The 23,972-nt window shown below is 75.9% G+C and carries 22 protein-coding genes; 17 read left to right on the forward strand and 5 right to left on the reverse strand.

Going from position 1 to position 23,972, the window contains the following annotated elements; translation table 11 throughout:
• Positions 1 to 88 precede the first annotated feature (88 nt).
• The 4 genes from ACYVO2_RS25105 to ACYVO2_RS25120 all read right to left on the reverse strand — a co-directional run bounded on the left by ACYVO2_RS25105 (position 89) and on the right by ACYVO2_RS25120 (position 4,576).
• Positions 89 to 556 (reverse strand): GNAT family N-acetyltransferase, encoded by a 468-nt coding sequence (locus ACYVO2_RS25105; RefSeq protein WP_461010243.1) that lies wholly within the window; start codon positions 554 to 556, stop codon positions 89 to 91.
• Positions 557 to 648: 92 nt separating this feature from the next.
• Positions 649 to 1,908 (reverse strand): NAD(P)/FAD-dependent oxidoreductase, encoded by a 1,260-nt coding sequence (locus tag ACYVO2_RS25110; protein WP_461010244.1) that lies wholly within the window; start codon positions 1,906 to 1,908, stop codon positions 649 to 651.
• Between the two features lie 457 nt (positions 1,909 to 2,365).
• A complete protein-coding gene (locus tag ACYVO2_RS25115; protein WP_461010245.1) occupies positions 2,366 to 3,679 on the reverse strand; it encodes a deoxyguanosinetriphosphate triphosphohydrolase in 1,314 nt (437 codons plus the stop codon).
• Between the two features lie 33 nt (positions 3,680 to 3,712).
• Positions 3,713 to 4,576 (reverse strand): sirohydrochlorin chelatase, encoded by an 864-nt coding sequence (locus tag ACYVO2_RS25120; protein WP_461010246.1) that lies wholly within the window; start codon positions 4,574 to 4,576, stop codon positions 3,713 to 3,715.
• Between the two features lie 159 nt (positions 4,577 to 4,735).
• Here ACYVO2_RS25120 and ACYVO2_RS25125 point away from each other — a divergent pair, with 159 nt between their 5' ends.
• The 7 genes from ACYVO2_RS25125 to ACYVO2_RS25155 all read left to right on the forward strand — a co-directional run bounded on the left by ACYVO2_RS25125 (position 4,736) and on the right by ACYVO2_RS25155 (position 13,384).
• Entirely contained in the window at positions 4,736 to 6,850 is a 2,115-nt protein-coding gene (locus ACYVO2_RS25125; protein ID WP_461010247.1) for a molybdopterin oxidoreductase family protein, read from the forward strand.
• Between the two features lie 164 nt (positions 6,851 to 7,014).
• Entirely contained in the window at positions 7,015 to 7,515 is a 501-nt protein-coding gene (locus ACYVO2_RS25130; RefSeq protein ID WP_461010248.1) for a pyridoxamine 5'-phosphate oxidase family protein, read from the forward strand.
• 242 nt (positions 7,516 to 7,757) lie between these two features.
• A complete protein-coding gene (locus ACYVO2_RS25135) occupies positions 7,758 to 8,027 on the forward strand; it encodes a hypothetical protein (RefSeq protein ID WP_461010249.1) in 270 nt (89 codons plus the stop codon).
• Between the two features lie 160 nt (positions 8,028 to 8,187).
• Positions 8,188 to 8,877: a response regulator gene (locus ACYVO2_RS25140; protein ID WP_461010250.1), complete on the forward strand. Its 690-nt coding sequence runs from the start codon at positions 8,188 to 8,190 to the stop codon at positions 8,875 to 8,877.
• A complete protein-coding gene (locus ACYVO2_RS25145; protein WP_461010251.1) occupies positions 8,874 to 10,364 on the forward strand; it encodes a sensor histidine kinase in 1,491 nt (496 codons plus the stop codon). Before ACYVO2_RS25140 ends, ACYVO2_RS25145 begins: the two co-directional genes overlap by 4 nt.
• Complete coding sequence (locus ACYVO2_RS25150) at positions 10,361 to 10,879, forward strand: GerMN domain-containing protein (protein ID WP_461010252.1); 519 nt, start codon at positions 10,361 to 10,363, stop codon at positions 10,877 to 10,879. The genes ACYVO2_RS25145 and ACYVO2_RS25150 overlap by 4 nt, the downstream gene beginning before the upstream one ends.
• A gap of 267 nt (positions 10,880 to 11,146) precedes the next feature.
• Entirely contained in the window at positions 11,147 to 13,384 is a 2,238-nt protein-coding gene (locus tag ACYVO2_RS25155) for a glycosyltransferase family 4 protein (protein ID WP_461010253.1), read from the forward strand.
• A 46-nt stretch (positions 13,385 to 13,430) separates the two neighbouring features.
• Here ACYVO2_RS25155 and ACYVO2_RS25160 read toward each other — a convergent pair whose 3' ends face one another.
• A complete protein-coding gene (locus ACYVO2_RS25160) occupies positions 13,431 to 13,913 on the reverse strand; it encodes a cupin domain-containing protein (protein WP_461010254.1) in 483 nt (160 codons plus the stop codon).
• Between the two features lie 100 nt (positions 13,914 to 14,013).
• On the opposite strand from ACYVO2_RS25160, the gene ACYVO2_RS25165 reads away from it, so the two are divergent.
• From ACYVO2_RS25165 to ACYVO2_RS25210, 10 genes are all read left to right on the forward strand, one after another.
• Positions 14,014 to 14,955: a LysR family transcriptional regulator gene (locus tag ACYVO2_RS25165; RefSeq protein WP_461010255.1), complete on the forward strand. Its 942-nt coding sequence runs from the start codon at positions 14,014 to 14,016 to the stop codon at positions 14,953 to 14,955.
• 214 nt (positions 14,956 to 15,169) lie between these two features.
• Complete coding sequence (locus ACYVO2_RS25170) at positions 15,170 to 16,459, forward strand: NAD(P)/FAD-dependent oxidoreductase (protein WP_461010256.1); 1,290 nt, start codon at positions 15,170 to 15,172, stop codon at positions 16,457 to 16,459.
• Complete coding sequence (gene nirB, locus ACYVO2_RS25175; RefSeq protein ID WP_461010257.1) at positions 16,456 to 19,005, forward strand: nitrite reductase large subunit NirB; 2,550 nt, start codon at positions 16,456 to 16,458, stop codon at positions 19,003 to 19,005. The genes ACYVO2_RS25170 and nirB overlap by 4 nt, the downstream gene beginning before the upstream one ends.
• On the forward strand, positions 19,002 to 19,382 hold the full coding sequence (gene nirD, locus ACYVO2_RS25180) for a nitrite reductase small subunit NirD (RefSeq protein ID WP_461010258.1): 381 nt from the start codon (positions 19,002 to 19,004) through the stop codon (positions 19,380 to 19,382). Before nirB ends, nirD begins: the two co-directional genes overlap by 4 nt.
• A gap of 237 nt (positions 19,383 to 19,619) precedes the next feature.
• Positions 19,620 to 19,775 carry a pyrroloquinoline quinone precursor peptide PqqA gene (gene pqqA / locus ACYVO2_RS25185; protein ID WP_461010259.1) on the forward strand — a complete coding sequence of 52 codons (156 nt, stop codon included), beginning with the start codon at positions 19,620 to 19,622 and terminating at the stop codon, positions 19,773 to 19,775.
• A 10-nt stretch (positions 19,776 to 19,785) separates the two neighbouring features.
• A complete protein-coding gene (gene pqqB, locus ACYVO2_RS25190; RefSeq protein WP_461010260.1) occupies positions 19,786 to 20,706 on the forward strand; it encodes a pyrroloquinoline quinone biosynthesis protein PqqB in 921 nt (306 codons plus the stop codon).
• Between the two features lie 167 nt (positions 20,707 to 20,873).
• Positions 20,874 to 21,524, forward strand: a complete 651-nt coding sequence (pqqC, locus tag ACYVO2_RS25195) for a pyrroloquinoline-quinone synthase PqqC (protein WP_461010307.1) — start codon at positions 20,874 to 20,876, stop codon at positions 21,522 to 21,524.
• Entirely contained in the window at positions 21,517 to 21,825 is a 309-nt protein-coding gene (gene pqqD, locus ACYVO2_RS25200) for a pyrroloquinoline quinone biosynthesis peptide chaperone PqqD (protein ID WP_461010261.1), read from the forward strand. The genes pqqC and pqqD overlap by 8 nt, the downstream gene beginning before the upstream one ends.
• Complete coding sequence (gene pqqE, locus ACYVO2_RS25205) at positions 21,822 to 22,907, forward strand: pyrroloquinoline quinone biosynthesis protein PqqE (RefSeq protein ID WP_461010308.1); 1,086 nt, start codon at positions 21,822 to 21,824, stop codon at positions 22,905 to 22,907. The genes pqqD and pqqE overlap by 4 nt, the downstream gene beginning before the upstream one ends.
• 91 nt (positions 22,908 to 22,998) lie before the next feature.
• Entirely contained in the window at positions 22,999 to 23,916 is a 918-nt protein-coding gene (locus ACYVO2_RS25210) for an oxidoreductase (protein WP_461010262.1), read from the forward strand.
• The last annotated feature ends 56 nt before the right edge of the window (positions 23,917 to 23,972 follow it).

Genomic DNA, 23,972 nt, shown 5'->3' on the forward strand with positions numbered 1-23,972 from the left:
TTGGCGGGTGGGGGGAGGGGTGCGGCGGGGCGGGCGGCGCGGGGGCGCGGCTGCCGGGGCGGCCGGGCCCGGTGCCGTCCGACCTGGGTCAGCGGGTGGTGCGGTGCACGAAGACGAAGTGCGGCCCGATCGGCGGCACGTCGAACTCCTCGCCCACCGCCGTGAAGCCGCCGCGCTCGTAGAAGCCGCGGGCGCTGGTGCGGCCGTTGCACCACACCAGCTCGGCGCCCTGCTCGGCGGCGCGCTCCACTCCGGCGCGCAGCAGCGCGGCGCCGTAGCCCAGGCCGCGCACGGACGGGTCGGTGCCCATGCCGCGGAAGCGGTAGGCCTTGGCCTGCGGCTCGCCGGGCCACGGCTCGGGGAAGAAGGTGACGCAGCCCACCACGCGGCCCTCGCCGTCCCAGGCGGCGAGGTGGAAGGTGTCCGGGTGGCCGTCCTGCGGGTAGTGGGCCGTCTCGCGGGGCAGCCCGGCGCGCAGCACCGCGTGGCGGAGGTCGAAGATCACCTCCAGCGGGGCGGGGGCGGTTCTCCTGCGGGGCGCGTCCGTGGTTGTCATGATCCGGACGTTACACGAGTCAGCCCCGCAGGGCCGTGGCGCCCGTTACACGCGGCCCACCGGGGCGGTCCTCCCCGGTGGCCCGGAGCCCGTCAGACCAGCGACTCCAGCGGGGTGGCCGGGTCGGACAGGCGCTCGGGATCGACCTCCACGCCCGCGCGGATCAGCGCCTGCACCGGCTCGGTGACGTCCCAGACGTTGACGTTCATCCCGGCCAGCACCCGGCCCTCCCTCAGCCAGAACGCGACGAACTCGCGCTTGCCGAGGTCGCCGCGGCACACCACCTGGTCGTAGCTGCCGGGCGGGGCGTGGCCCGAGTACTCCATGCCCAGGTCGTACTGGTCGCTGAAGAAGTAGGGGACGCGGTCGTACGCGACGTCGCGGCCGAGCATGGCGCGGGCGGCGGCGGGTCCGCCGTTGAGCGCGTTGGCCCAGTGCTCGACGCGCATGCGGCGGCCGTAGCGGGGGTGCTCGGCGCAGGCGACGTCGCCCGCGGCGTGGATGTCGGGGTCGGAGGTGCGCAGCGCCCGGTCCACCGCGATGCCGCCGCCCTCCTCCGGGGCGGCCAGGGCCAGGCCCGCCGCCTCGGCGAGCGCGGTGCGGGGGGCGGCGCCGACGGCGGCCAGCACCGCGTGCGCCGGGTACTCCTCGCCGTCGTCGGTGTGCGCGGCGAACACCATGCCGTCCTGCCCGGTGATCTCGGCGAGCCGCCCGCCGAAGTGGAAGCGCACCCCGTGCTCGCGGTGCACGTCGGCCAGGAGGGAGCCCAGCTCGGGGCCGAGCACGGAGTGCAGCGGGGTGGGCTCGGGCTCGACCACGGTGACCTCGACGCCGTAGCCGCGGGCCGCCGCCGCCACCTCAAGGCCGATCCAGCCGGCCCCGGCGATCACCAGGGTGCCGTTCTCCCGGCCGAGACCGGCCAGGACCCCGCGCAGCAGCTCGGCGTGGGCGACGCGGCGCAGGTGGTGCACGCCGGCCAGGCCGGTGCCGGGGATGTCCAGGCGGCGTGGCTCGGCGCCGGTGGCCAGCAGCAGCTTGTCGTACCTGACCGAGGTGCCGTCGCCGAGGCGGACGGCCTTCGCGGACCGGTCCAGGTGGGTGACGGTCTGGCCGAGGTGCAGCTCGATGTCGTGGTGGGCGTACCAGGCGGCGTCGTGCACGGACAGGGAGGCGCGGTCGGCCTCCCCCTTGAGGAAGCCCTTGGACAGCGGCGGGCGCTCGTAGGGGTGGTCGCGTTCGTCGCCGATGAGGATGACTCTGCCGGTGAACCCCTCCGACCGCAGGGTCTCGGCCGCCTTGGCCCCGGCCAGGCCGCCTCCGACGATCACGAACGTCTGGTCTGCGTCCACCACCGTGTTCTCCGATCTCGTGTCGTACCCGGTGCGCTCCGCCTCGCCCTCCCCGAGCCTGCCGTTCCCCGGCTCCCCCCGCGCGCCGGCCGCGCGGCCGGCGTCCGCCGCCGTGCCCCGCGCCACTCCCCCGCCCGCCCTGCCTCGCTGCCCTGCTTCGGCGGCCCCGCTTCGGCGGCCCTGGCCTCGGCGGCTCTCGTTCCGCCCGGTTCCGCCCTGGTCCGGGGTCCGTTCCCGTGCCGTTCACCTCCGGGGCGGGCCGCTGCCGCGGGACGGGGGGGGCGCGCGAGGTTTTCTCGAGTCGCCCTTGAGCGTGCCGCAACGGACCGCCGCCGTGAAGAGCCCGGCACCGGCCGGCCCATTGTCCCCTCCGGCGTCCTCGGTGATCAAAGCCGCGCGCGGGCCGCGGCGGGAACCGGCCGATCGCCGCCCCGCCGCGTCCCGCCGCGCGCGGGCCGGCTCACACCGCGGCGGGGCCGCCGGTCAGCCGCCGGTGCAGGGCCGAAGCCGAGGCGTCGGTGAGCGAGGCGATCTGGTCCACGACGACCCGCAGGCGGGCCCGGTCGTCCCCGGCCTGCCGGAACAGGGCGCGGAACGGCGGGGCCAGGCCGTCCGGGGCGCGGCGGACCAGGGCCTCGCTCAGCTCGGTGAGCACCACCCGCTGCTGTGTGCGCCGTCTGGCCTGGTCGGCGCGCTGCATCACATAGCGGTCGGCCACCGCCTTGAGGACCGCGCACTCGGCGCGGGCGGAGCGCGGGACCACCAGGCCCGCGCGGTAGCGGGTGAGCCGCCCCGGGCCGTGGGCGGCGCGGGTGGCCCGCTCCGCGGCGAGGCAGAACCGGCCGATGAGCTGGCTGGTGGCGTCCTTCAGCCGGGCCTCGGCGACCGCGGAGCCGTCGTAGGAGTGCGGCCACCACTCCTGGTCGTGCAGCCGGTCCAGGGCCTGCGACAGCTCCTCGGGGTCGGCGTCCGGGGCGTAGCGGCGGGCGGCGAGGGCCAGCAGTTCGCGCCGCTCGGGCTCGGCGAGCAGCATCGCCGGGTCCAGGTGGCCCGCGTGCAGGCAGTCCTCCAGGTCGTGCACCGAGTAGGCGACGTCGTCGGCCCAGTCCATGACCTGCGCCTCGAAGCAGCGCCGCCCCTCGGGGGCGCCCCGGCGCAGCCAGTCGAAGACCGGACGGTCGTCCTCGTAGACGCCGAACTTGGGCGAGGCGGGGTCCCGCGGGTGGCCGCCGCGGGGCCAGGGGTACTTGGTGGCGGCGTCCAGGGTGGCGCGGGTGAGGTTGAGGCCGACGCTGCGCAGCTCGTCACCGTCCCGGACGAAACGTTTCGGCTCGATGCGGGTGAGCAGCCGCAGCGACTGCGCGTTGCCCTCGAAGCCGCCGCAGGCCGACGCCACCTCGTCCAGGACCCGCTCGCCGTTGTGGCCGAACGGCGGATGGCCGAGGTCGTGCGCCAGGCAGGCGGCCTCCACCAGGTCCGGGTCGCAGCCGAACGCGGCCCCGAGCTCGCGGCCGACCTGGGCGCACTCCAGCGAATGGGTGAGGCGGGTGCGCGGGAAGTCGCTCTCCCACGGCGCCATCACCTGCGTCTTCCCGGCCAGGCGGCGCAGCGCCGCCGAGTGCAGCACCCGCGCCCGGTCGCGCTGGAACGCGGTGCGGCCCGCGCGCTTGTCCGGCTCGAACGCCCAGCGCTCGCGCGCCGCGCCGTCGTACCCGGCGGAGGTGGCCTCCTCCTCGCCCTGCCGGTCACGGCCCGTCCGCTCGGTTGCTCCCATGCCGGAACGGTAACCGGCCCAGGCCCGGTTTCCTCAGCCCGCCGCCGCCAGCGCGGACGCCGCCGGTACCGCGCCGGTACCGGCCGCTGTCAGTGCCTCGTCGTAGCGTTGGAGCACCAGTTCGGCCAGGGCGTCGTGGGCGCCGAGGGGAGCGGCGGCCACGGTGGGGGACTTCGCGGCGCACTGGGCCGGGAAGCGCCCCGGGGCGGTGAAGTAGGAGGCGACGGCAATGTCACGGTGCCCGCGCGCGGCCAGGTCCGCCACAGCCTCGTCCACGGTGGGGCGGGCGGCCGAGGCGTAGGCGGGCAGCACGGGCACGCCGAGGCGGGCGCGCAGCAGGGCGGCGGTGCGCCCGGCGTCGACGGCGGCGTGCGGGTCGAGGGAGCCCGCCGCGGCCAGGACGACCGCGCCGCGGCGGGTGCGGCGCCAGCCCGCCTCGGTGAGCCGGTCGTGCAGGGCCCGCGCGAGCAGCGGGTGCGGGCCCAGGGGGGCGGCGACGGTGCCGGTCAGGTGCGGGGCGCGGGCCAGCGCCCCGGGGAGGTCGGTCCTGACGTGGTAGCCGCGGCTGAGCAGGAGGGGGACGAGCACGACCGCGCCGTCGAGGGAGGCGAGGGTGTCGTCGACGAGCGGCGCGGACAGCTCGATGTGCCCGAGGTGGACGGGCAGCGAGGGCCGCAGCGCGCGGACGCGGTCCAGCAGGGCCCGCGCGGTGGCCGCCGCCTCGGGCACCCGGCTGCCGTGGGCCACGGCCACCAGGGCGGGCCGGCGCGCGGCCGGGCGGGCGAGCCGGGCCAGCCGGCCGGTGAGCTGGACGTTGATCTGGGACATGAGCTGAGCCGAACTGTCGAGGGGCAGGTGGTGCGGATCGAGGAGGGGCGAGGACGCGGGCGCCGTCATGCACCAAGTCTTGGCATCGGCTGTTGCGCCGCCGTTGCCTGCGGGTCACGGGAAGTTTCCGCCGCTTCACAGCCCCGCGCGGGGGCCGGGGAGGTGAAGGCAAGCGCCGTGTAACGGCGGGACGCGGCCGGCGAAACATGGCCGTAGCACCCTGGGGGCATGACCGTGACCGAAGCCGCCGCCACCGTACCCCCCGTGACGGAGACCCACTGCCCCTACTGCGCCCTCCAGTGCGGGATGGGGCTGCGGCCCGGCGCGGACGGCGCGGTGGAGGTCGTCGAGCGGACGGCGTTCCCGGTGAACCGGGGCGCGTTGTGCGGCAAGGGCCGCACCGCCCCGGCCGTGCTGTCCGCCGCGGCCCGGCTCACCACGCCGCTGGTGCGGGACCGCGCCGGTGCGCCGCTGCGCGAGGCCACCTGGGAGGAGGCCCTGGACCGGGTCGCCGAGGGCTTCGCCGCCACGGCGCGGGACCACGGCAGGGACGCGGTGGGGATCTTCGGCGGCGGGGGGCTGACCAACGAGAAGGCGTATCTGCTCGGCAAGTTCGCCCGCGTCGTGCTCGGCACGTCCGCCATCGACTACAACGGCCGGTTCTGCATGTCCTCGGCCGCCGCCGCGCACACCAAGGCGTTCGGCGTGGACCGGGGCCTGCCGTTCCCGCTGGCCGACGTGGCGCGGACCGGCTGTGTCATCCTGGTCGGCAGCAACCTGGCCGAGACCATGCCCCCGGCGCTGCGGTACTTCACCGAGCTGCGGGACAACGGCGGGAAGCTGATCGTCGTGGACCCGCGCCGCACCCGCACCGCCGAGCAGGCCGACCTGCACCTGGCGCCCAGGCCCGGCACCGACCTGGCGCTGGCGCTCGGCCTGCTGCACCTGGTGGTCGCCGAGGGCCGCGTCGACGAGGAGTTCGTGGCGGCGCGCACCACGGGCTGGCCCGAGGCGCGGGCGGCGGCGATGGCGCACTGGCCCGAGCTGGTGGAGCGGATCACCGGTGTGCCCGTGCCGGACCTGCGTGCCGTGGTGCGCATGTTCTGCGAGGCGGAGAACGCCATGGTGCTCACCGCCCGCGGCCCCGAGCAGCAGTCCAAGGGCACCGACACGGTCAGCGCCTGGATCAACCTGTGCCTGGCCACCGGCCGCGCGGGCCGCCCGCTGTCCGGCTACGGCTGCCTGACCGGGCAGGGCAACGGGCAGGGCGGCCGCGAGCACGGGCAGAAGGCGGACCAGTTGCCCGGCTACCGCAAGCTCGACGACCCGGCGGCGCGGGAGCACGTGGCCGCGGTGTGGGGGGTGGCGCCGGAGTCGCTGCCCGGGCCCGGCCGCAGCGCGTACGAGCTGCTGGACTCCCTGGGCCGCGAGGTGCGGGCGCTGTTCCTGATCGGCTCCAACCCGGTGGTCTCCGCGCCCCGCGCGGCGCACGTCACCGAGCGCCTGGCGGCGCTGGACTTCCTCGCCGTCTCCGACGTGGTCCTGTCCGAGTCGGCGCAACTGGCGGACGTGGTGCTGCCCGCGGCGCAGTGGGCGGAGGAGACGGGCACGCTCACCAACCTGGAGGGCCGGGTCCTGCTGCGCCGCGCCGCGGTGCCGCCTCCGCCCGGGGTGCGCACGGACCTCCGGGTGCTGCACGACCTGGCGTCCCGCCTGGGCTGGGAGAAGGGCTTCTCCACCGACGCGGAGGAGGTCTTCGCGGAGCTGCGCCGCGCCTCCGCGGGCGGCCCCGCCGACTACTCGGGCATCTCCTACGACCGGATCGCGGCCGAGGACGGCGTCTTCTGGCCCTGCCCCGACGTGCCCGAGGGCGACCCGCACCCCGGCACCCCCCGCATGTTCCTGGACCGCTTCGCCACCCCCGACGGCCGGGCCCGCTTCATCCCCGTGGAGCACCGCCCGGCGGCGGAGGAGCCGGACGAGGAGTACCCGCTGTACCTGACGACGGGCCGGGTGCTGGCCCAGTACCAGTCGGGCGCCCAGACCCGCCGGGTGAAGGAGCTCAACGACGCGGCGCCCCGGCCCTTCGTGCAGCTCCACCCGCAGCTCGCGGACCGGCTCGGGGCGCGCGACGGCGACCCGCTGCGGGTCACCAGCCGCCGGGGCACGGCCACCGCCCCGGCGCAGGTGACGGCGGCGATCCGGCCCGACACGGTGTTCATGCCGTTCCACTGGCCGGGCGAGGGCCGCGCGAACACCCTGACCAACCCGGCCCTCGACCCGACCTCCCGGATGCCGGAGTTCAAGGTGTGCGCGGTCAGGGTGGAGCGCGCGGAGCCCTGAGGAGGACGCGGCCCGGCACGTCCGTCCACGGATGATCACCGGGCGGAACGGCGGGCGAGGAAACCCCGGGCGGGCGGCACCCGCGCCCGCTGACGCGCGCCGTACGGGGGACACCCGCCGAAACACGACAGCAGGTGTCGGGTATCGAGGGAAGCATGTCGCCCATGACAACGAGTTGGGCCGATGTCCAGGCGGCCGAGCCCGCGTTCGCCAAGGCCGTCGAGGAGCGCTTCGGCAGGTTCCGGCACCATGTGCTCGGGACGCTGCGCAAGGACGGATCACCCCGGCTGACCGGCCTGGAGGCCGACTTCCGGTCGGGCGAACTGTGGCTCGGCATGATGCCGAACTCCCGCAAGGCGCGGGACCTGCTGCGCGACCCCCGCTTCAGCCTGCACGCCAACCCCGGCCCCGGCACCGACATGGACGGCGGCGACGCCCGCGTCAGCGGCCTCGCCCTACCCGTGGAGGACCCGGAGACCCTCGCCCGCTACGCGGAGCAGATCGGCCACACCGACCCGTTCCACCTGTTCCGCACGGACGTCACGGAGGTCGTCCGCACCTCCGTCGAGGGCGACGAGATCGTCCTGCGCGTCTGGCACCCGGGCCACCCCCTGCGCACCCTCCGCCGCGGCAACGACGAGGGCGCGGTACGCGAGGAGGGGTGACCGGGGTGCGGTGACGGGGGGCGCCCGTGGCCGCACCGCACGCGGGAGGGGGCGCCACGGCCGAAGGGGCCGTGGGCGCCCCTGCTTCCCCGGCCTCTCCCGTCCCTCGCCGCACGCCGCTTTCCGGCCGGCCCGGACCGGCCGGATACCGCCCGTGCGGCTGCCGCCGCGGGACGGGACTCCTCTATCCTCGCCCGGACACTCGCCCGAACAGTGCGCCCTCACCGTTCCGGAGGTCCGTGATGCGCCGTTCCTGGGACGCCGATCCCGCCGCCTCGTTCGTGCGCCGGCTGGGCGCCCCGCCCGGCGAGCTCGGCACCTCCGCGGGGCGTGACGAGTGCCCCGACATCTGGGAGCTCGACAACGGGGACGTCGCCGTGATCGGCCGCGACCTGACCGACGCCTACCGGGCGCGGCTCCCCGAAGGCGTCGCCATCGCCGCCGACGAGCGGCTGGTGGTCATCCCCGGGCGTACCCTCCGCTCCGCGAAGCCGGACATCCCCGACGCCTGACCCGGGTCCGACCCGGCGCCCGACCCGGCCGCGGCGCCGGGCCCGCACCTGTCCGGCGCCGGTCAAACCTCTCCCCGGTCAATGTGATCGTTTTGTCACAATCACCGGCCCCGTGGCCTTCGAACCCCCATTCGGAAACCGCGTCCCGATACTGAGGGGCATGCCACGTGTGTTGCTGATCGAGGACGACCGGGCCGTGCGGGAGGGGGTGGGGCTCGCTCTGCGGCGGCGGGGGCATGAGGTGGCCGCTGTGGGGAGTGGGGAGGACGGGCTGGCGCGGATGCGGTCGTTCCGGCCGGATGTCGTGGTGCTCGATCTGATGCTGCCGGGGATGTCGGGGCTCGAGGTGTGCCGCCGGATCAGGTCCGCCGACCAGGTGCCCATCGTCATGGCGACCGCGCGCGGGGACGACGTGGACGTGATCGTCGGGCTCGAGGCGGGGGCGGACGACTACGTGGTCAAGCCGGTGCGGGCGCGGGTGCTGGAGGCGCGGATCCGGGCGGTGCTGCGCCGGGTGGGGGTGAGCGCGGCGGACGGCAGGGCGCCGGGGGTGGAGGTCCACGGGGACCTGACCATCGACCGGGCGGGGCTGACCGTCAGCCACCGGGGGGTGGCCGTGGCGCTGGCGCCTTCGGAGCTGCGGCTGCTGCTGGTGCTGTCGGCCTCGCCGGGGCAGGTGTTCAGCCGTCAGCAGTTGCTGGAGTCGGTGTGGGAGCACAGCTACCACGGGGACTCCCGGCTGGTGGACGCGTGCGTGAAGCGGCTGCGGACGAAGATGGGCGAGCCGCCGGGGCAGCCGCGGTACGTGCAGACCGTGCGCGGGTTCGGGTACCGGTTCAGCTCCGCATGAGGGCGCCCGTGCGGCTGCGGGGCCTGCGCACCCGCCTGGTGGTGGCATTCACCGCGGTCGCCGCGGTCAGCGCCCTGACCACCGGGGCGCTGACGTTCCGGGAGGCCAGGACGGGGGTGCTCCAGCAGAGCCAGGACACGGTGGTGCGCCAGTTCCGGGACCACGTCAACACGCTCGCGCCCCAGCAGTCCTTCCCGCCGACCCAGCCCGACCTGGACCGCTTCGCCGCCGACGTGGCCCGCGCCGGGCGGTCCCAGAACTGGCGGGTGCTGGCCGTCTACGGGCGACTGCGCGCCGGGTCCACCGGCAGCCGGGACTTCCCCAGCCTGACGCCCGGGATGCGCCGGGCGGTGGGCGAGCGGAACGCCACGTTCTTCCAGCGGGTGGTGCGGGACGGCCGGTCCTCGCTGGTGGTGGGCCTGCCCGTCACCTACGCCGACCCGGACGGCGAGGCCCCGCCCCGGGCGTCGGGCCTGGAGGTGTACCTGGTGGTGCCGCAGACCAACGAGGCGGCGTACGCGGACGCGCTGGTGCGGGCGGTGCAGCGGGCCACGATCCCGGCGCTGCTGCTCGCCGTGCTGCTGGCGCTGCTCGCGGCCCGCGGCGTGCTGCGGCCGGTGCGCGAGCTGCGGCGGGCGGTGCGCCGGATGGCGGAGGGCGAGCTGCACACCCGGCTGAAGGTGAACGGCTCGGACGAGCTGGCCGAGCTGTCCCGCTCGTTCAACGACACCGCCGCGGCCCTGGAGCGCTCCATGGCCGAGCTGCGCCGGATGGAGGCGCGGGCCCGCCGCTTCGCCGCCGACGTCTCCCACGAGCTGCGCACCCCGCTCGCGGCGATGTCGGCGGTCACCGACGTGCTGGACGAGGAGGCGGCGGGCCTGGACCGGGACACGGCGACGGCGGTGCGGCTGATCAGCGAGGAGACCGGGAAGCTGACCCGCCTGGTGGACGACCTGATGGAGATCTCCCGGTTCGACGCGGGCGCCGCCGCGCTGCACCTGGACGAGGTGGACGTCGCCGAGTCGGTCGGCCGCAGCCTCCAGGCCAGGGGCTGGACCGGCCGGGTGGCGGCCGACCTGCCGCCGGGGCTGCGCGCGCGCCTGGACCCGCGGCGGCTCGACGTGGTCGTGGCCAACCTGGTCGGCAACGCGCTGCGGCACGGGGCGCCGCCGGTGCGGGTGCTACTGCGGCCGCTGGACGGGGAGCGCTGGTCGCTGGAGGTGTGCGACAGCGGTCCCGGGGTCCCGCCCGAGGTGCTGCCGCACGTGTTCGAGCGGTTCTACAAGGCGGACACCGCCCGGGTGCGCACCGAGGGCAGCGGTCTGGGGCTGGCGATCACCGAGGAGAACGTGCGGCTGCACGGCGGCACCGTCACCGTGGCCAACCGGCCCGGCGGCGGGGCGGTGTTCACGGTGGTGCTGCCCCGCCGGCCGGAGGGCGCCACGGGGGAGGACGAGGAGGAGCACGGGAGGGGCGGGGACGGATGAGCGGCGGCGGACGGGGACGGGTGAGGCGGGTCGGCGCGGTGCTCGCGGCGCTGGGCGCCGCCGTGCTCGCCGGGTGCGAGATCCCCCCCACCGGGGTGGTGGACGCGGGCGAGCCCGCCACGGGGATCCAGGCGCCCGTGTGGGTGTACTTCGTCCTGAACGGCGAGCTGGTGCCGGCCCACCGCGGCTCGGGGAGCCCGCCCGGCCCCGAGGCGGTGCTCAGGATGCTGCTGGAGGGGCCGGGCGGGGACGAGTTCGACACGGGGCTGACCACCGAGCTCCCCCCGGAGCTGCTCGCGGACGGGTGGTTCCCGCGCGTGTCCGCCACGGGCAACCGGGTGCAGGTGCTCACCCCGCTGGCCGGGAAGCTGAGCGAGGCGGCGGTCGGCCAACTGGTGTGCACCCTGGCCCGGGCCCGGGAGCTGGAGCTGCCGCTCACGGAGCCGGTCGAGGTGGTGGTCGGTGACGGCCGGGCGGAGGAACGCGGCCCGCTGCGCTGTTCGGCGGCCGGGTGACGGGGTACGGGATGGTGCCGGACGGAGGTGAGCGGTATGTGAACCGCTCGGAACCGGCAGGTGGCCGGCGGCGGCGGAATCGGCGGTAGGATTCCCGTCGGTCCGCGATCCAGTCCGTACCCGACGGGCCGGACGCGAGCGCGCACCGTGCGGTCTCCTGCCGGGGGACGGGACCCGCACGCTCATGCCACCGCGTTGTGCGCCGAGCAGTCGCGTTGCCGGGCCCCACCTCGCGCGCTGCCCGCGCCTGCCCTGGAGGGGCCCTACATGAAGATTGCCTTCCTGATCCACAACGTGTACGGGATCGGCGGCACCATCCGCTCCACCGTGAACCTCTCCCGCGCGCTCGCCGCGCGGCACGACGTGGAGATCGTGAGCGTGCACCGGGTGGCGAACTCCCCCGCGCTGCCGATCGACCCCCGGGTGAAGGTCAGATCCCTGATCGACATGCGGGAGGACGCGAAGACCTACGAGGGCGGCCACGAGCTGACCCGCAAGCCGACCGAGCTGTTCCACGACAGCGGGGTGGCGGGCGGCCGGCTGGCCTACACCGGGCTGCACGACGAGCGGATCGCGAAGTACCTGAGGACCACCAAGGCGGACGTGGTCATCGGCACCCGCCCCATCCTCAACGGCTACCTGGCCCGGTTCGGCAGCGACCGCTATCTGCGCATCGGCCAGGAGCACCTGACCCACGACTCGCACGAGGAGCGCACCCGCACCGGCCAGAACGCGGCGCTGGCCCAACTGGACGCGTTCGTCACCGTCTCCGAGGGCGACGCCGAGGTCTACCGCCGGGCCCTGCCCGCGGTCGCCGGGAAGGTGCTGTGCATCCCCAACGGGGTGCCGGCGCCCGAGGTGGAGCCGTCCGACCTGGAGACCAAGCTGGTGGTCGCGGCCGGCCGCCTGGTGGCGGTCAAGCGGTACGACCGGCTGGTCCGCGCGTTCGCCAAGGTGAGCGAGCGCCACCCGGACTGGACGCTGCGCATCTACGGGCGCGGCGCGCAGCGGGCCGCGCTGCGGCAGCTCGTCGACGAGCTCGGCGTCTACAACAACGTCTTCCTCATGGGCGCCCGCTCCCCCATCGACACCGAGTGGGCCAAGGGCGCCATCGCCGCGGTGACCTCCAACGCCGAGTCGTTCGGCATGACGATCGTGGAGGCCATGCACTGCGGGCTGCCGGTCGTCGCCACCGACTGCCCGTTCGGCCCGGCCGAGATAATCGACGACGGCGTGGACGGGCTGCTGGTGCCGCTGGACGGCGTCCGCGAGGAGCAGGTCGTGGACGCCTACGCGAACGCCCTGCTGGAGCTGATCGAGGACCCGGCGCGGCGGCACCGCATGGGCCAGGCCGCCCGGCTCAAGGCCCGCGCCTTCCGCCCGTCGGCGATCGCCCGCCGCTACGAGGCGCTGATCCGCGACCTGCTCGCCGCCCGCTACCTCACCCGGCTGCGCGGCGGCCCCGAGCCCGCGCCCTCCCTCAAGCAGCGGGCCCGCGCCACCGCGCGCTCCGCCGTCACCGCGCTGCGCCGCCCGGCCCCGCCGGTCGCCCCGGCCCGCCCGTCCCGGCAGAAGGACGGGCAGTCGCTGCCGCGCCCGATGGCGCACTGCTCCGCCGACGGCAAGGGCGACGTCAGCGTCCGGGTGGCGGCGGCCGACCTGCCCGGCGGTGACCTGAACCTGCTGCTGCGGCTGCGCGGCGCCGAGCCCCCGGTGGAGGTCCGCGTCCCGCTGCCGCCGCGCACCGAGCTGCGCGGCACCCGGGTGGAGGCGGTCCTCGACCACTCCGTCCACGACCTGGCCGAGGGCCGCTGGGACACCTATGTCGAGCACCCGGCCGAGGGCAGGCGCCGCAGGATCGGCGCGGAGCTGGTGGAGCAGCGCCGGCTGCTCGACGTGGTGCCGGACGCCGTCGGCGGGGTGCGGCACTGGATCCCCTACACCACCACGGACGGCTTCCTCGCGGTGCGGGCCTGGCGGCGGGCGGCGCACGCGGAGGTGGCCTCGGTGACGGTGGACGGCGAGGGCTTCGACGTCACCGCGACCGCGCACGGCGTCGCCCTGCCCGCCGCCGGGAGCCTGGTGGAGGTGCGGCGGCGCGGCGGCGACGAGGTGTTCGAGGTGGCCGCCCGCGCGGCGGCGTCCGCGGACCGGTTCTCGTTCCGGGTCCCGCACACCTCGCTGGCCACCCGCCGCGCGGCCGAGCACGACGTGTGGGACCTGTGGCTGCTGCCCGCGCCCGGCGCGGACCCGGTGCGGCTGGGGCGCATCTTCGGGGACGGCGCGGACCGCAAGAAGACCGATGTGTTCCCGGCGGCGCTGGTGGAGCAGGACCGGGACGCCCCGATGCGGATCAAGCCGTACTTCACGGTGGACAACGAGCTGTCGGTGAGCGTGAAGGACGGGGAGGCGGAGGAGGAGCCGCCGGCGGCAGCCGCAGCGGCGGCAGCGGCGGCGGCTCCCGCGGAGGACGCGAGCGAGGAGACGGAGGCGCCCTCGGCGTGACGGGCGCGGGGCCGGGCTCCGTCCCGGCCCCGCCCCGCCGCCGCGGCTACCGCCCCGCCCTGGCCCGCTCCCAGCGCGGGCTCTCGCGGAAGTGCACGTCGTACGTCTCGTGCATCGCGTCCAGTTGCTGCGGGGAGAGCTCGCCGCTCAGCACCTTGGGCAGCACCCGGAAGTAGTCGAAGCGCCGGACACCCGGCGTGATGAACACCAGCGCCTCCACCGGCCCTTCCGCGGTCGCCGCGAAGGCGTGCACGACGCCGGGCGGCACCGAGATCAGGCCGCCGGCGCCGACCGTCACCATCTCGTCGTCCAGCAGCATCTCCAGGGCCCCGTCGATGATGTAGAAGGTCTCCCAGGAACGCCTGTGCAGGTGCGGCTTGGCGGCGGCGGCCCCGGCGGGGATCGTTCCGCCGGAGACGCTCATCGCGCCGTCGCTGGCGTCGCTGTCCGCCAGCAGGCGCATCGCCCCGGCGCCGCCGAGGACCTCGGCGTCCGCGGCCTGGACGACGATGGGCCGGTGGTTGGGCATCGTGACTCCCGTGCTCGGTGTGCCGGTACGCGCCGTACCGGGTCGCGGGACCAGCACACCGCGGGAACAGGCCGCGTCCAAGAAGCACTTCACTCTCACAGTGATCAGGGATCGTGATGAGGGGGTGGGGCGGATGGAGATCCGGCAACTGCGGTACTTCGTCGCCGTCGCGGAGACCGGGGGCTTCGGCAGCGCCGCGCGCAGCCTGCACATCGTGCAGGCAGCCGTCAGCCAGCAGATCCACCGGCTGGAGCGCTCGCTGGGGGTCAGGCTGTTCGACCGCTCCACACGGCATGTGCGGCTGACCCCCGCCGGGGAGCGGCTGCTCACCGAGGCGCGCGCGGTGCTGGCCGCCGTGGAGCACACCCGCGCGGTCGCCGCGGGGCTGGCCGCGGAGCGCGGGCACTCGCTGCGCCTGGGCACCACGAGGGCCTTCGACACCCGCACGCATCTGCTGCTCGACGCGTTCACCCGGGCGGCGCCCGAGGTCCGGGTGCGGCTCCACCCCGGTTCGCCGGACGAGCGGCTGGCCGGGGTGCGCTCCGGCGCGCTCGACGCCGCGGTGGTGCGGGCCCTGGACGGCGCGCCGGGGCTCGTGTGCACCCCCCTGTGGACGGAGCGCCTGATCGCCGCGGTGCCCGCCGGCCATCCCCTCGCCGAGCACGGCACCCTCCGCCTCGGGCAGCTCGCGGACCTCCCGCTGCGCCTGGCCCCGCGGGGGAAGAACCCGCCGTTCCACGACCTGATCACCTCGGCCTGCCGCGAGGAGGGCTTCACGCCGGTGCCGGGCCCGTCCTTCACCACGTTCCAGGGCACCCTGCACGCCATCGGGACGGAGGCGCCGTCCTGGACGGTGTTCTACCCGCTCGGCGACCCGCCCGTGCTCCCGCGCACCGCGCAGCGCCTCCTGGCCGGTCCCCGCGTCACGGCCTTCCTGGTCACCCGCCCCGGACAGGCCACCGCACCGCTGGTCCGGCAGCTCACCGCCGCGGCGCGGAGCCAGGCGGGGCGGGGGGCGCAGGGCGCGGATCCGGCGGGGTGAGGCAGGGGGCGGCGCGGCCCGGTCGCCGCGAACTGCGGTTGGGGGCGACCCGGCCGGCCCGGCCGCCCCGGGCCGGGCCGGCCGATGGGGTGGTGGGCGGGGCGACGGGCGGGCGGGCGCTCACATCGTCCTCCCCCGTCCGCTGAGGTCACCGTTCCCTGGGGGAAACAGCCGGGATGCGGTCGGGAAACACCGGGGCCGCAAGCTCACTGGCATGGCCTTCGCTACCTCCTCCCGCTCCGCGGCCCGCCCCCGCCCCGCGGCCCACCGCACGGTGGTCGTCGGCGGCGGCGTGGCCGGGGCGCGGCTGGTGCACCAGTTGGCCGCGTACGGTCGCGGCGACGACGTGGTGTGGCTGGGCGAGGAGCGGCACCCGGCGTACAACAGGGTGCTGCTCGCCGAGGTGCTCGCCGGGCGCTACCCGGCCGAGGTGATCGAGCTGCCCGCCGCGCCGTGCGAGGTGCGGCGCGGGGTCCGGGTGACCCGGATCGACCGGGAGCGCGCCGAGGTGGAGTGCGCGGACGGGGAGCGGATCGGCTACGGGACGCTGGTGCTGGCCACCGGCAGCAACCCGGTGCTGGGGCCGCTGCGCGGGCTGCCGCCCGCCGGGGTGTACCCCTTCCGTTCGCTGGACGACTGCCTGGCACTGGACGCCGAGGTGCGCCCGGGAACCCGCGCGGTCGTGGTCGGCGGCGGGCTGCTGGGGGTGTCGGCGGCGCGGGCGCTCGCGGCGCGGGGCGCGTCCGTGGTGGTGGCGCACCAGGGCGAGCACCTGATGGACCGTTTCCTCGACGCCCGGGCCGGCGCGCTGCTGAAGGACCACCTGACGGCGTTCGGCGTGGAGGTGCACACCGAGTGCCGGGTGCGCGGGCTGCGCACGGACGGCGGGGAGCGGGTGTCCGCGGTCGAGCTGGCCGACGGCTACCTGCTGGAGACCGATGTCGCCGTGCTGGCCTGCGGGGTGGCGCCGCGGACGAAGCTGGCGCTGGACGCGGGGCTGACGGTGCGGCGCGGCGTCGTCGTGGACGACGAGCTGCGCACGGACGACCCGCGGATCCGCGCCGTGGGGGACTGCGCCGAGCACCGCGGCGTGGTGTACGGCCTGGCGGGCGCGGCGCGGGAGCAGGCGGACGCGCTGGCCGCGCTGCTGGCCGGGCGCCCCGCCGCCTACCGGGGCACCCGGGCGCTGACCCGGCTGACCCTGAACGCGGGAGGGGCCGCGGGCCCCGGACCGCTCGACATCGCCTCGTTCGGCGTGACCGACGAGGGCCCCGAGGACGAGGTGCTGCGTCTCGCCGACGCCACCCGCGGCGCCTACCGGAAGGTCGTCGTGCGCGACAACCGGCTGGTCGGCGGCATCCTCTTCGGCGACCTGGCCACCGTGGGCACGCTCGCCCGCACCTGGGAGGGGGACGAGCCGCTCCCCGCCCAGCCGCTGCACCTGCTCACCACGGGCGCGGCGGCCGGTACCCGCTTGACTACCGACGGAGGAGCACAACGATGACCAGGCCAACGATCGTGCTGGTCGGCCACGGGATGGTCGGGCAGCGGTTCCTGGAGGCGCTGGCCGACCGGGGCGTGACCGAGCGGGCCCGTGTGGTGGTGCTGTGCGAGGAGCCCCGCCCCGCCTACGACCGGGTGCGGCTGACCTCGTACTTCTCCGGGAACACGCCGGAGGACCTGAACATGGTCGAGCCGGGCTTCATGGAGCGGCACGGCATCGAGCTGCGGATGGGCGACCCGGCCGTGGCGGTCGACCGCGGGGCGCGGGTGGTGCGCGCCGCGTCCGGGTTCGAGGTGGTGTACGACCAGCTCGTGCTGGCCACCGGCTCGTACCCGTTCGTGCCTCCGGTGCCGGGGAAGGACGCGGCGGGCTGCTTCGTCTACCGCACCATCGAGGACCTGCTGGCCATCGAGGAGTACGCGAAGAACGCGCGGGTCGGCGTGGTGGTCGGCGGCGGGCTGCTGGGTCTGGAGGCGGCGGGGGCGCTGACGGGCCTGGGCCTTCAGACCCACGTGGTGGAGTTCGCGCCCCGGCTGATGCCGATCCAGGTGGACGACGGCGGCGGGCAGGCGCTGCGCCGCAAGATCGAGGACCTGGGCGTGTCCGTGCACACCGGCGTGGGCACCAAGGAGCTGCACGCGGGCCCCGACGGCGAGGTGCACTCGATGAGCCTGTCCGACGGCTCGTCGCTCCCCGCCGACCTGGTGGTGTTCTCCGCCGGGGTGCGGCCGCGGGACCAGTTGGCCCGGGAGTGCGGCCTGCCGGTGGGCGAGCGCGGCGGCATCGTGGTGGACTCCGGCTGCCGCACCGAGGACGAGCGGATCTGGGCGATCGGCGAGTGCGCGCTGGCCGCGGACGGGCGGGTGTACGGCCTGGTGGCGCCCGGCTACGAGATGGCGGAGACGGCCGCGGAGCGAATCGCGGGCGGCACCGCGTCGTTCACCGGCGCCGACACCTCCACCAAGCTGAAGCTGCTCGGTGTGGACGTGGCCAGCTTCGGTGACGCGCACGGCGCCGCCGAGGGCTGCCTGGACGTGCTGTACTCCGACTCGCGCGCCGGGGTGTACAAGAAGCTGGTGGTGGGCCGGGACGGCACCCTGCTCGGCGGGGTGCTGGTCGGCGACGCCGAGGCGTACGGGCTGCTGCGCTCGCTGACCGGAACCGTTCCCCCGGCCGCGCCGGAGCAGTTGGTGCTGCCCGCCGGGGTGGGGGCGCCGGTGGCGATGGGCCCGTCCGCGCTGCCGGACGAGGCGGTGGTGTGCAACTGCCACAACGTCACCAAGGGCGCCATCCGCGCCGCGGTCACCGAGCACCGGTGCACGGACGTGCCGTCGGTGAAGAAGTGCACCAAGGCGGGCACGGGCTGCGGCTCCTGCGTGAAGCTGATGACGACGCTGGTCAACGAGGAGCTGGAGGCGTCGGGCGTCAGCGTGGACAAGGGCCTGTGCCCGTGCTTCGCGCACACCCGCGCCGAGCTGTACGAGATCGTGCGGGTGCGCCGTCTCTACTCGTTCCACGAGCTGCTCGACCTGCACGGGCGCGAGGAGGCGCGCGGCGGGGAGGGCTGCGAGGTCTGCAAGCCCGCGGTGGCCTCGATCGTGGCCTCGCTGGCCCCGGCGATCGGCGCGGACGGGTATGTGCTGGACGGCGAGCAGGCGTCGTTGCAGGACACCAACGACCACTTCCTGGCGAACCTCCAGAAGAACGGGTCGTACTCGGTCGTCCCGCGGATCCCCGGCGGTGAGATCACCCCGGAGAAGCTGATCGTGATCGGCGAGGTGGCCAGGGACTTCGGCCTCTACACCAAGATCACCGGCGGGCAGCGGATCGACCTGTTCGGCGCCCGGGTGGACCAGCTCCCGCAGATCTGGAGCAGGCTGGTGGAGGCCGGGTTCGAGTCCGGGCACGCCTACGGCAAGGCGCTGCGCACCGTCAAGTCGTGCGTCGGCCAGACCTGGTGCCGGTACGGGGTGCAGGACTCGGTGCGCATGGCCATCCAACTGGAGCTGCGCTACCGGGGGCTGCGCGCCCCGCACAAGCTGAAGTCGGCCGTGTCCGGCTGCGCCCGGGAGTGCGCCGAGGCGCGCGGCAAGGACTTCGGCGTGATCGCCACCTCCTCCGGCTGGAACCTGTACGTGGGCGGCAACGGCGGCGCCGAGCCCCGCCACGCCGACCTGCTGGCGCAGGACCTGGACGACGACGGCCTGATCCGGCTCATCGACCGGTTCCTGATGTTCTACATCCGCACCGCCGACCGCCTGGAGCGGACCTCGGCGTGGCTGGAGCGCATCGAGGGCGGCCTCGACCACGTCCGCGAGGTGGTGGTGGAGGACTCCCTCGGCCTGTGCGACGAACTGGAGTCGCTGATGGCCGCGCACGTCGACAACTACCGCGACGAGTGGGCGGAGACGCTGAACGACCCGGAGCGGCTGCGCCGGTTCGTGTCCTTCGTCAACGCCCCCGACGCCCCCGATCCCACGGTCCGCTTCACCCCCGAGCGTGGCCAGATCAAGCCCCTTCCCCTCCTGGAGGTGACCGGCGTATGACCACTCTGGAGACTCGCGCCCCCGCGGTGGCCCGGATTGAGCTGCTGGTGGACCAGCGCTGGTTCCCGGTGTGCGACGCCGCCGACCTGATCACCGGCCGCGGAGTCGCGGCGCTGCTGCCCGACGGGCGCCAGGTGGCGCTGTTCCGCGACCGCGCGGGCGAGGTGCACGCCGTGGACAACCGGGACCCGTTCTGCGGGGCGTACGTGCTCTCGCGCGGGCTGCTCGGCAGCGCCGCGGGCCGGGTGTTCGTGTCCTCGCCGATGCTCAAGCACCGCTTCGACCTGCGCAGCGGGGAGTGCCTCGACGACCCGGCGGTGCGGATCGCGGTGTACACCACACGGGTGAGCGAGGAGCGCGTCGGGGAGACGGTGTAGCCGGGCGACCGGCCCGGCAGGGGCCCGCGGGACGGGGCCTTCGGCGGCGCTCATGCCGCCGGAGGGCTCCTCCCGCGGGCCCCGCGCCGTATCCACGGACGCTTTTCGGCCAGTCAAAGCACACCATCCGACAACCTCCGACGCCCTTGACAACTCCACCCGCACACGAAAACGCTGAGTAGCGCAGCACGTTGTCAACCCACCTCACATTCCGTCACGGAAGGCGGGTCTCCCCCCATGACAACCACGCGCGAGACCACACCCACCACCGCCCAGGGCTCCCCCCGGCACGAAACGGCCGCCCCCGCGGCGGCCACGGCCTGGAGCAGGCCGGACTACCGGATCGTCGAGACCTCGCTCGAGGTCACCGCCTACGGCCTGAACACCCGTTAGGCCCGGCCGCGTGCTCGTGCGGGTGCTCGGCACCGCGGCGGGAGGCGGCATCCCCCAGTGGAACTGCGCGTGCCCCGGCTGCTCCGGGGCGCGCGCCCACCCGGGGCGCGCGCGCCGCCACGCCTCCCTGGCCGTCCGGGCCGCCGAGGGCCGCTGGTACCTGGTCAACGCCACCCCCGACATCGGTGAGCAGATCGAGGCCCACCCGGAGCTGCGGCCCGGCCCCGGGCCGCGCGACACCCCCGTGGCCGGGGTCGTCCTCACCGACGCCGAGCTGGACCACACCCTGGGCATCGCCCGGCTGCGCGAGGCCCGCGGCCTGGACGTGCTGGCCACCCCGACCGTCCGCGGCGCCCTGCTCCGGCAACTGCGGCTCGGCGACGTGCTCGGTCCGTACACCGGACTGACCTGGCGCGACCTGCCGCCGGGGCGCGGGGTGCGGCTGGACGGGGCGGGGCCGGTGGAGGTCAGCGCCGTCCGGGTGTCCGGCAAGCGCCCCCGCTACGCCGCCTCCGCGCCGACCGCGTCGAACCCCGCGGGGCCCGACGACGCCTGGGTGGTGGCGCTGCGCCTCACCGACCGCGACACCGGCGGCTCCCTGGTGTACGCGCCCGCGCTCGCCGCCTGGCCCGCGGAGTTCGACGCGGTCGCCGCGGAGGCGGACTGCGTCGTGGTGGACGGCACCTTCTGGGACGACGAGGAGCCCAGGCGCACCGGGATCTCGGCCCGCACCGCCACCGGGATGGGCCACCTGCCGATCGAGGGCCCCGGCGGCACGGCGCGCCGCCTGGCCGGACTGCGCGCCCGCCACCGCCTGTACACCCATCTGAACAACACCAACCCGCTGGCCGACCCGGACGCGCCCCAGCACAAGACGCTGGCGGAGTTCGGCGTCGGGGTGGCGGAGGAGGGCATGGTGATCGAGCTGTGACGACCGTCCCGGCAGGACGGCCCGTGCCGCCCGCCCCGGCCCCGGCGGACCCGCCGGACACGGGAGCGGGGAGCGCGGGGGGCGCGGGAGCGACGGAGGCCGAGGGAGCCGCGAGGGCCGTCCCCGACCCCGCGCCGCCGTGGCCGCCGGAGGAGTTCGAGGCGCGACTGCGCGCCGTCGGGGAGCGGCACTACCACGCGCGCCACCCGTTCAACCTGCGCATGCACCGCGGCGAGCTGACCCGGGAGGAGCTGCGCCGCTGGATCCTCAACCGCTTCCACTACCAGCGCCACATCCCGGTCAAGGACGCGCTGATCGTCGCCAAGCTGGACCGGCCCGAGCTGCGCCGGATGTGGCTGCGCCGGATCCAGGACCACGACGGCAGGGCGCCGGGCGAGGGCGGCATCGAGCGGTGGCTGCGGCTCGGCGAGGCGGCCGGGATCGAGCGGCGGGTGCTGCTGTCCGGGCAGGGCGTGCTGCCCGGGGTGCGCCTGGCGGTGGACGGCTATGTGAACTTCTGCCGGCTGCGGCCCCCGCTGGAGGCGGTGGCGTCCTCGCTGACCGAGCTGTTCGCCCCGGACCTGATGGTCACCCGCGTCGGCGCCTTCGAACGCCACTACCGGTGGCTGGACGCCGAGGGGCTGGCGTACTTCCGGGCCCGGGTCGGCGAGGGCCGCAGGGACAGCCGCGAGGCCCTGGGCCTGGTGACGTCCTGGGCGCGCACCCGGGAGGACCAGGAGCGGGCGGTGGCGGCGCTGACGTTCAAGTGCCAGGTGCTGTGGGCGCTGCTGGACGCGGTGGAGTCCGGCCGTGGCTGAGCCGCCGGAGCCCTCGCAGGAGCAGTCCCCGCCGGAGCGGCCCCCGCGGGACTGGTGCCCGCGCCTGGCGCCGTCCGTGGTGCTGCGCCACGACCCGCGCCGCGGCGCCGACCTGCTGCTGATGCCGGAGCGGGTGGTGGTGCTCGAAGGGCAGGCCGCCGCCGTGCTGCGCCTGTGCGACGGCACCCGCTCCACGGCCCGGGTCGTCGCCGAGCTGGAGGCGCGCTTCCCCGGCGCCCCGGTGGCCGCCGACGTGCCCGCCTTCCTCGGCCGGGTCAGGGACGAGGGGTGGCTGCGGTGACCGGGGCGCCGCTGCCGTGGGCGCTGCTGGCCGAGCTCACCCACGCCTGCCCGCTGCGCTGCCCGTACTGCGCCAACCCGCTGGAGCTGGCCCGCCGCTCCGGGGAGCTGTCCGCGCCGGAGTGGGCGCGCGTGCTCGCCGAGGCCGGGCAACTGGGCGTGGTGCAGGCGCACCTGTCCGGCGGGGAGCCGCTGCTGCGCCGCGACCTGGCCGCGATCACCGCCGCCGCCACCCGCGCCGGGCTGTACACCCAGCTCGTCACCAGCGGCGTCGGTCTCGACCCGCCGAGGCTGGCGGAGCTCGTCAACGCGGGTTTGGCCTGTGTGCAGTTGTCCGTGCAGGACGCCGACCCGGAGGCGTCCGACCGCATCGCGGGCCGCCGCTCCTTCGCCGCCAAGGAGCGGGCCGCCGCCGCGGTGCGCGCCGCCGGGCTGCCGCTCGGGCTGAACGTGGTGCTGCACCGCCACAACCTGGACCGGGTGGAGGAGCTGATCGCGCTCGGCGAGGCGTGGGGCGCCGAGCGGATCGAGCTGGCCAACACCCAGTTCTACGGCTGGGCGCTGGCCAACCGCGACGCGCTGCTGCCCACCCGGGAGCAGTTGGCGCGGGCGGGCGAGGCCGTGGAGCGGGAGCGGCGGCGCCTGGCGGGGCGGGTGGAGCTGGTGTGGGTGGTGCCCGACTGGTTCGAGGGCACCGCCAAGCCGTGCATGGGCGGGTGGGGCGCGGTGTCGCTGACGGTGGCCCCGGACGGCACCGCGCTGCCGTGCCCCGCGGCGCACGCGCTGACGGGGCTGCGCCCGCCGAACGTCCGCGACCACGGCCTGGCCTGGATCTGGCACGACTCCCCCGCGTTCAACGCCTACCGGGGCACCGGCTGGATGCGCGAGCCGTGCCGCTCGTGCGAGCTGCGGGAGCGGGACTTCGGCGGCTGCCGCTGCCAGGCGTTCGCGCTCACCGGGGACGCGGCGCGCACCGACCCGGCGTGCCGCCTCTCGCCCGACCACCACCTGGTGCGCGAACGGGTGGAGGGCGCGGCCGCGGGCGGGACGGCGGAGTTCGTCTACCGGCGGTGGGAGCGCTGAGACGCGTGGGCACGGACGGGTGGCGCCCGGGCCCGCCGGGTCTACGCTGAGGCTGCCGGGCCGTGGCGGGCCCCGGACACCGGGAGGCGCAGTGGCGGGCTGGAGCGCGGCGGACATCCCCGCCCTCGGCGGCCGGGTGGCCGTCGTCACCGGGGCCAACAGCGGCATCGGGTACTGCACGGCGCGCGAGCTGGCCCGGCGCGGCGCCGCGGTGGTGCTCGCCTGCCGTGACCGGTCGCGCGGCGAGGACGCGCTGACCCGGCTGAAGGAGGAGGTGCCCGGGGCGGACGCCGCCCTGGCGCGACTGGACCTGGCGGACCTGGCCTCGGTGCGGGCGTTCGCCGATGGCCTCCCGCACGACGGGCTGGACCTGCTGGTCAACAACGCCGGGGTGATGGCGCTGCCGCGGGGCGCCACCGCCGACGGCTTCGAGACGCAGTTCGGGGTCAACCACCTGGGGCACTTCGCGCTCACCGGGCTGCTGCTGCCCAGGCTGCTGGCCCGCCCCGGCGCCCGGGTGGTCAACGTCTCCAGCGTGCTGCACCTGCTGGCCAACGTGGACCTGGGCGACCTCAACAGCGAGCGCCGCTACCGCCGCTGGGTGGCCTACGGGCGCAGCAAGAGCGCCAACCTGCTGTTCACCCACGCGCTGGCCCGCCGCGCCGAGGCGGCGGGCGCCGAGCTGACCGCGGTGGCGGCGCACCCCGGCTACGCGTCGACGAACCTCGGCATCGCCGGGGCGCGCATGACGGGGCAGCGGCTGAAGGAGCGCGTGTACGGGGTGGGCAACCGCGTGTTCGCCCAGAGCGCGGCGGACGGCGCGCTGCCGACGCTGTACGCCGCCACCGCCCCCGGTGTGCCGCAGGACGCGTTCATCGGCCCCGGGCTGCTGATGCGGGGCGCGCCCACCGAGTCGCCGCGGGCCCGCTGGACCCGGGACGGCAAGGCGGCGGAGCTGCTGTGGAGCGCGTCGGAGCAGCTCACCGGGGTGCGCTACGAGGGCCTGTGACGCCCGGTCCGCCGCCGGGGGCCGCCTCTCCCGGCCCGACCGCAACCGCCGGTGCC

The sequence above is a fragment of the Streptomyces capparidis genome, assembly GCF_054782095.1.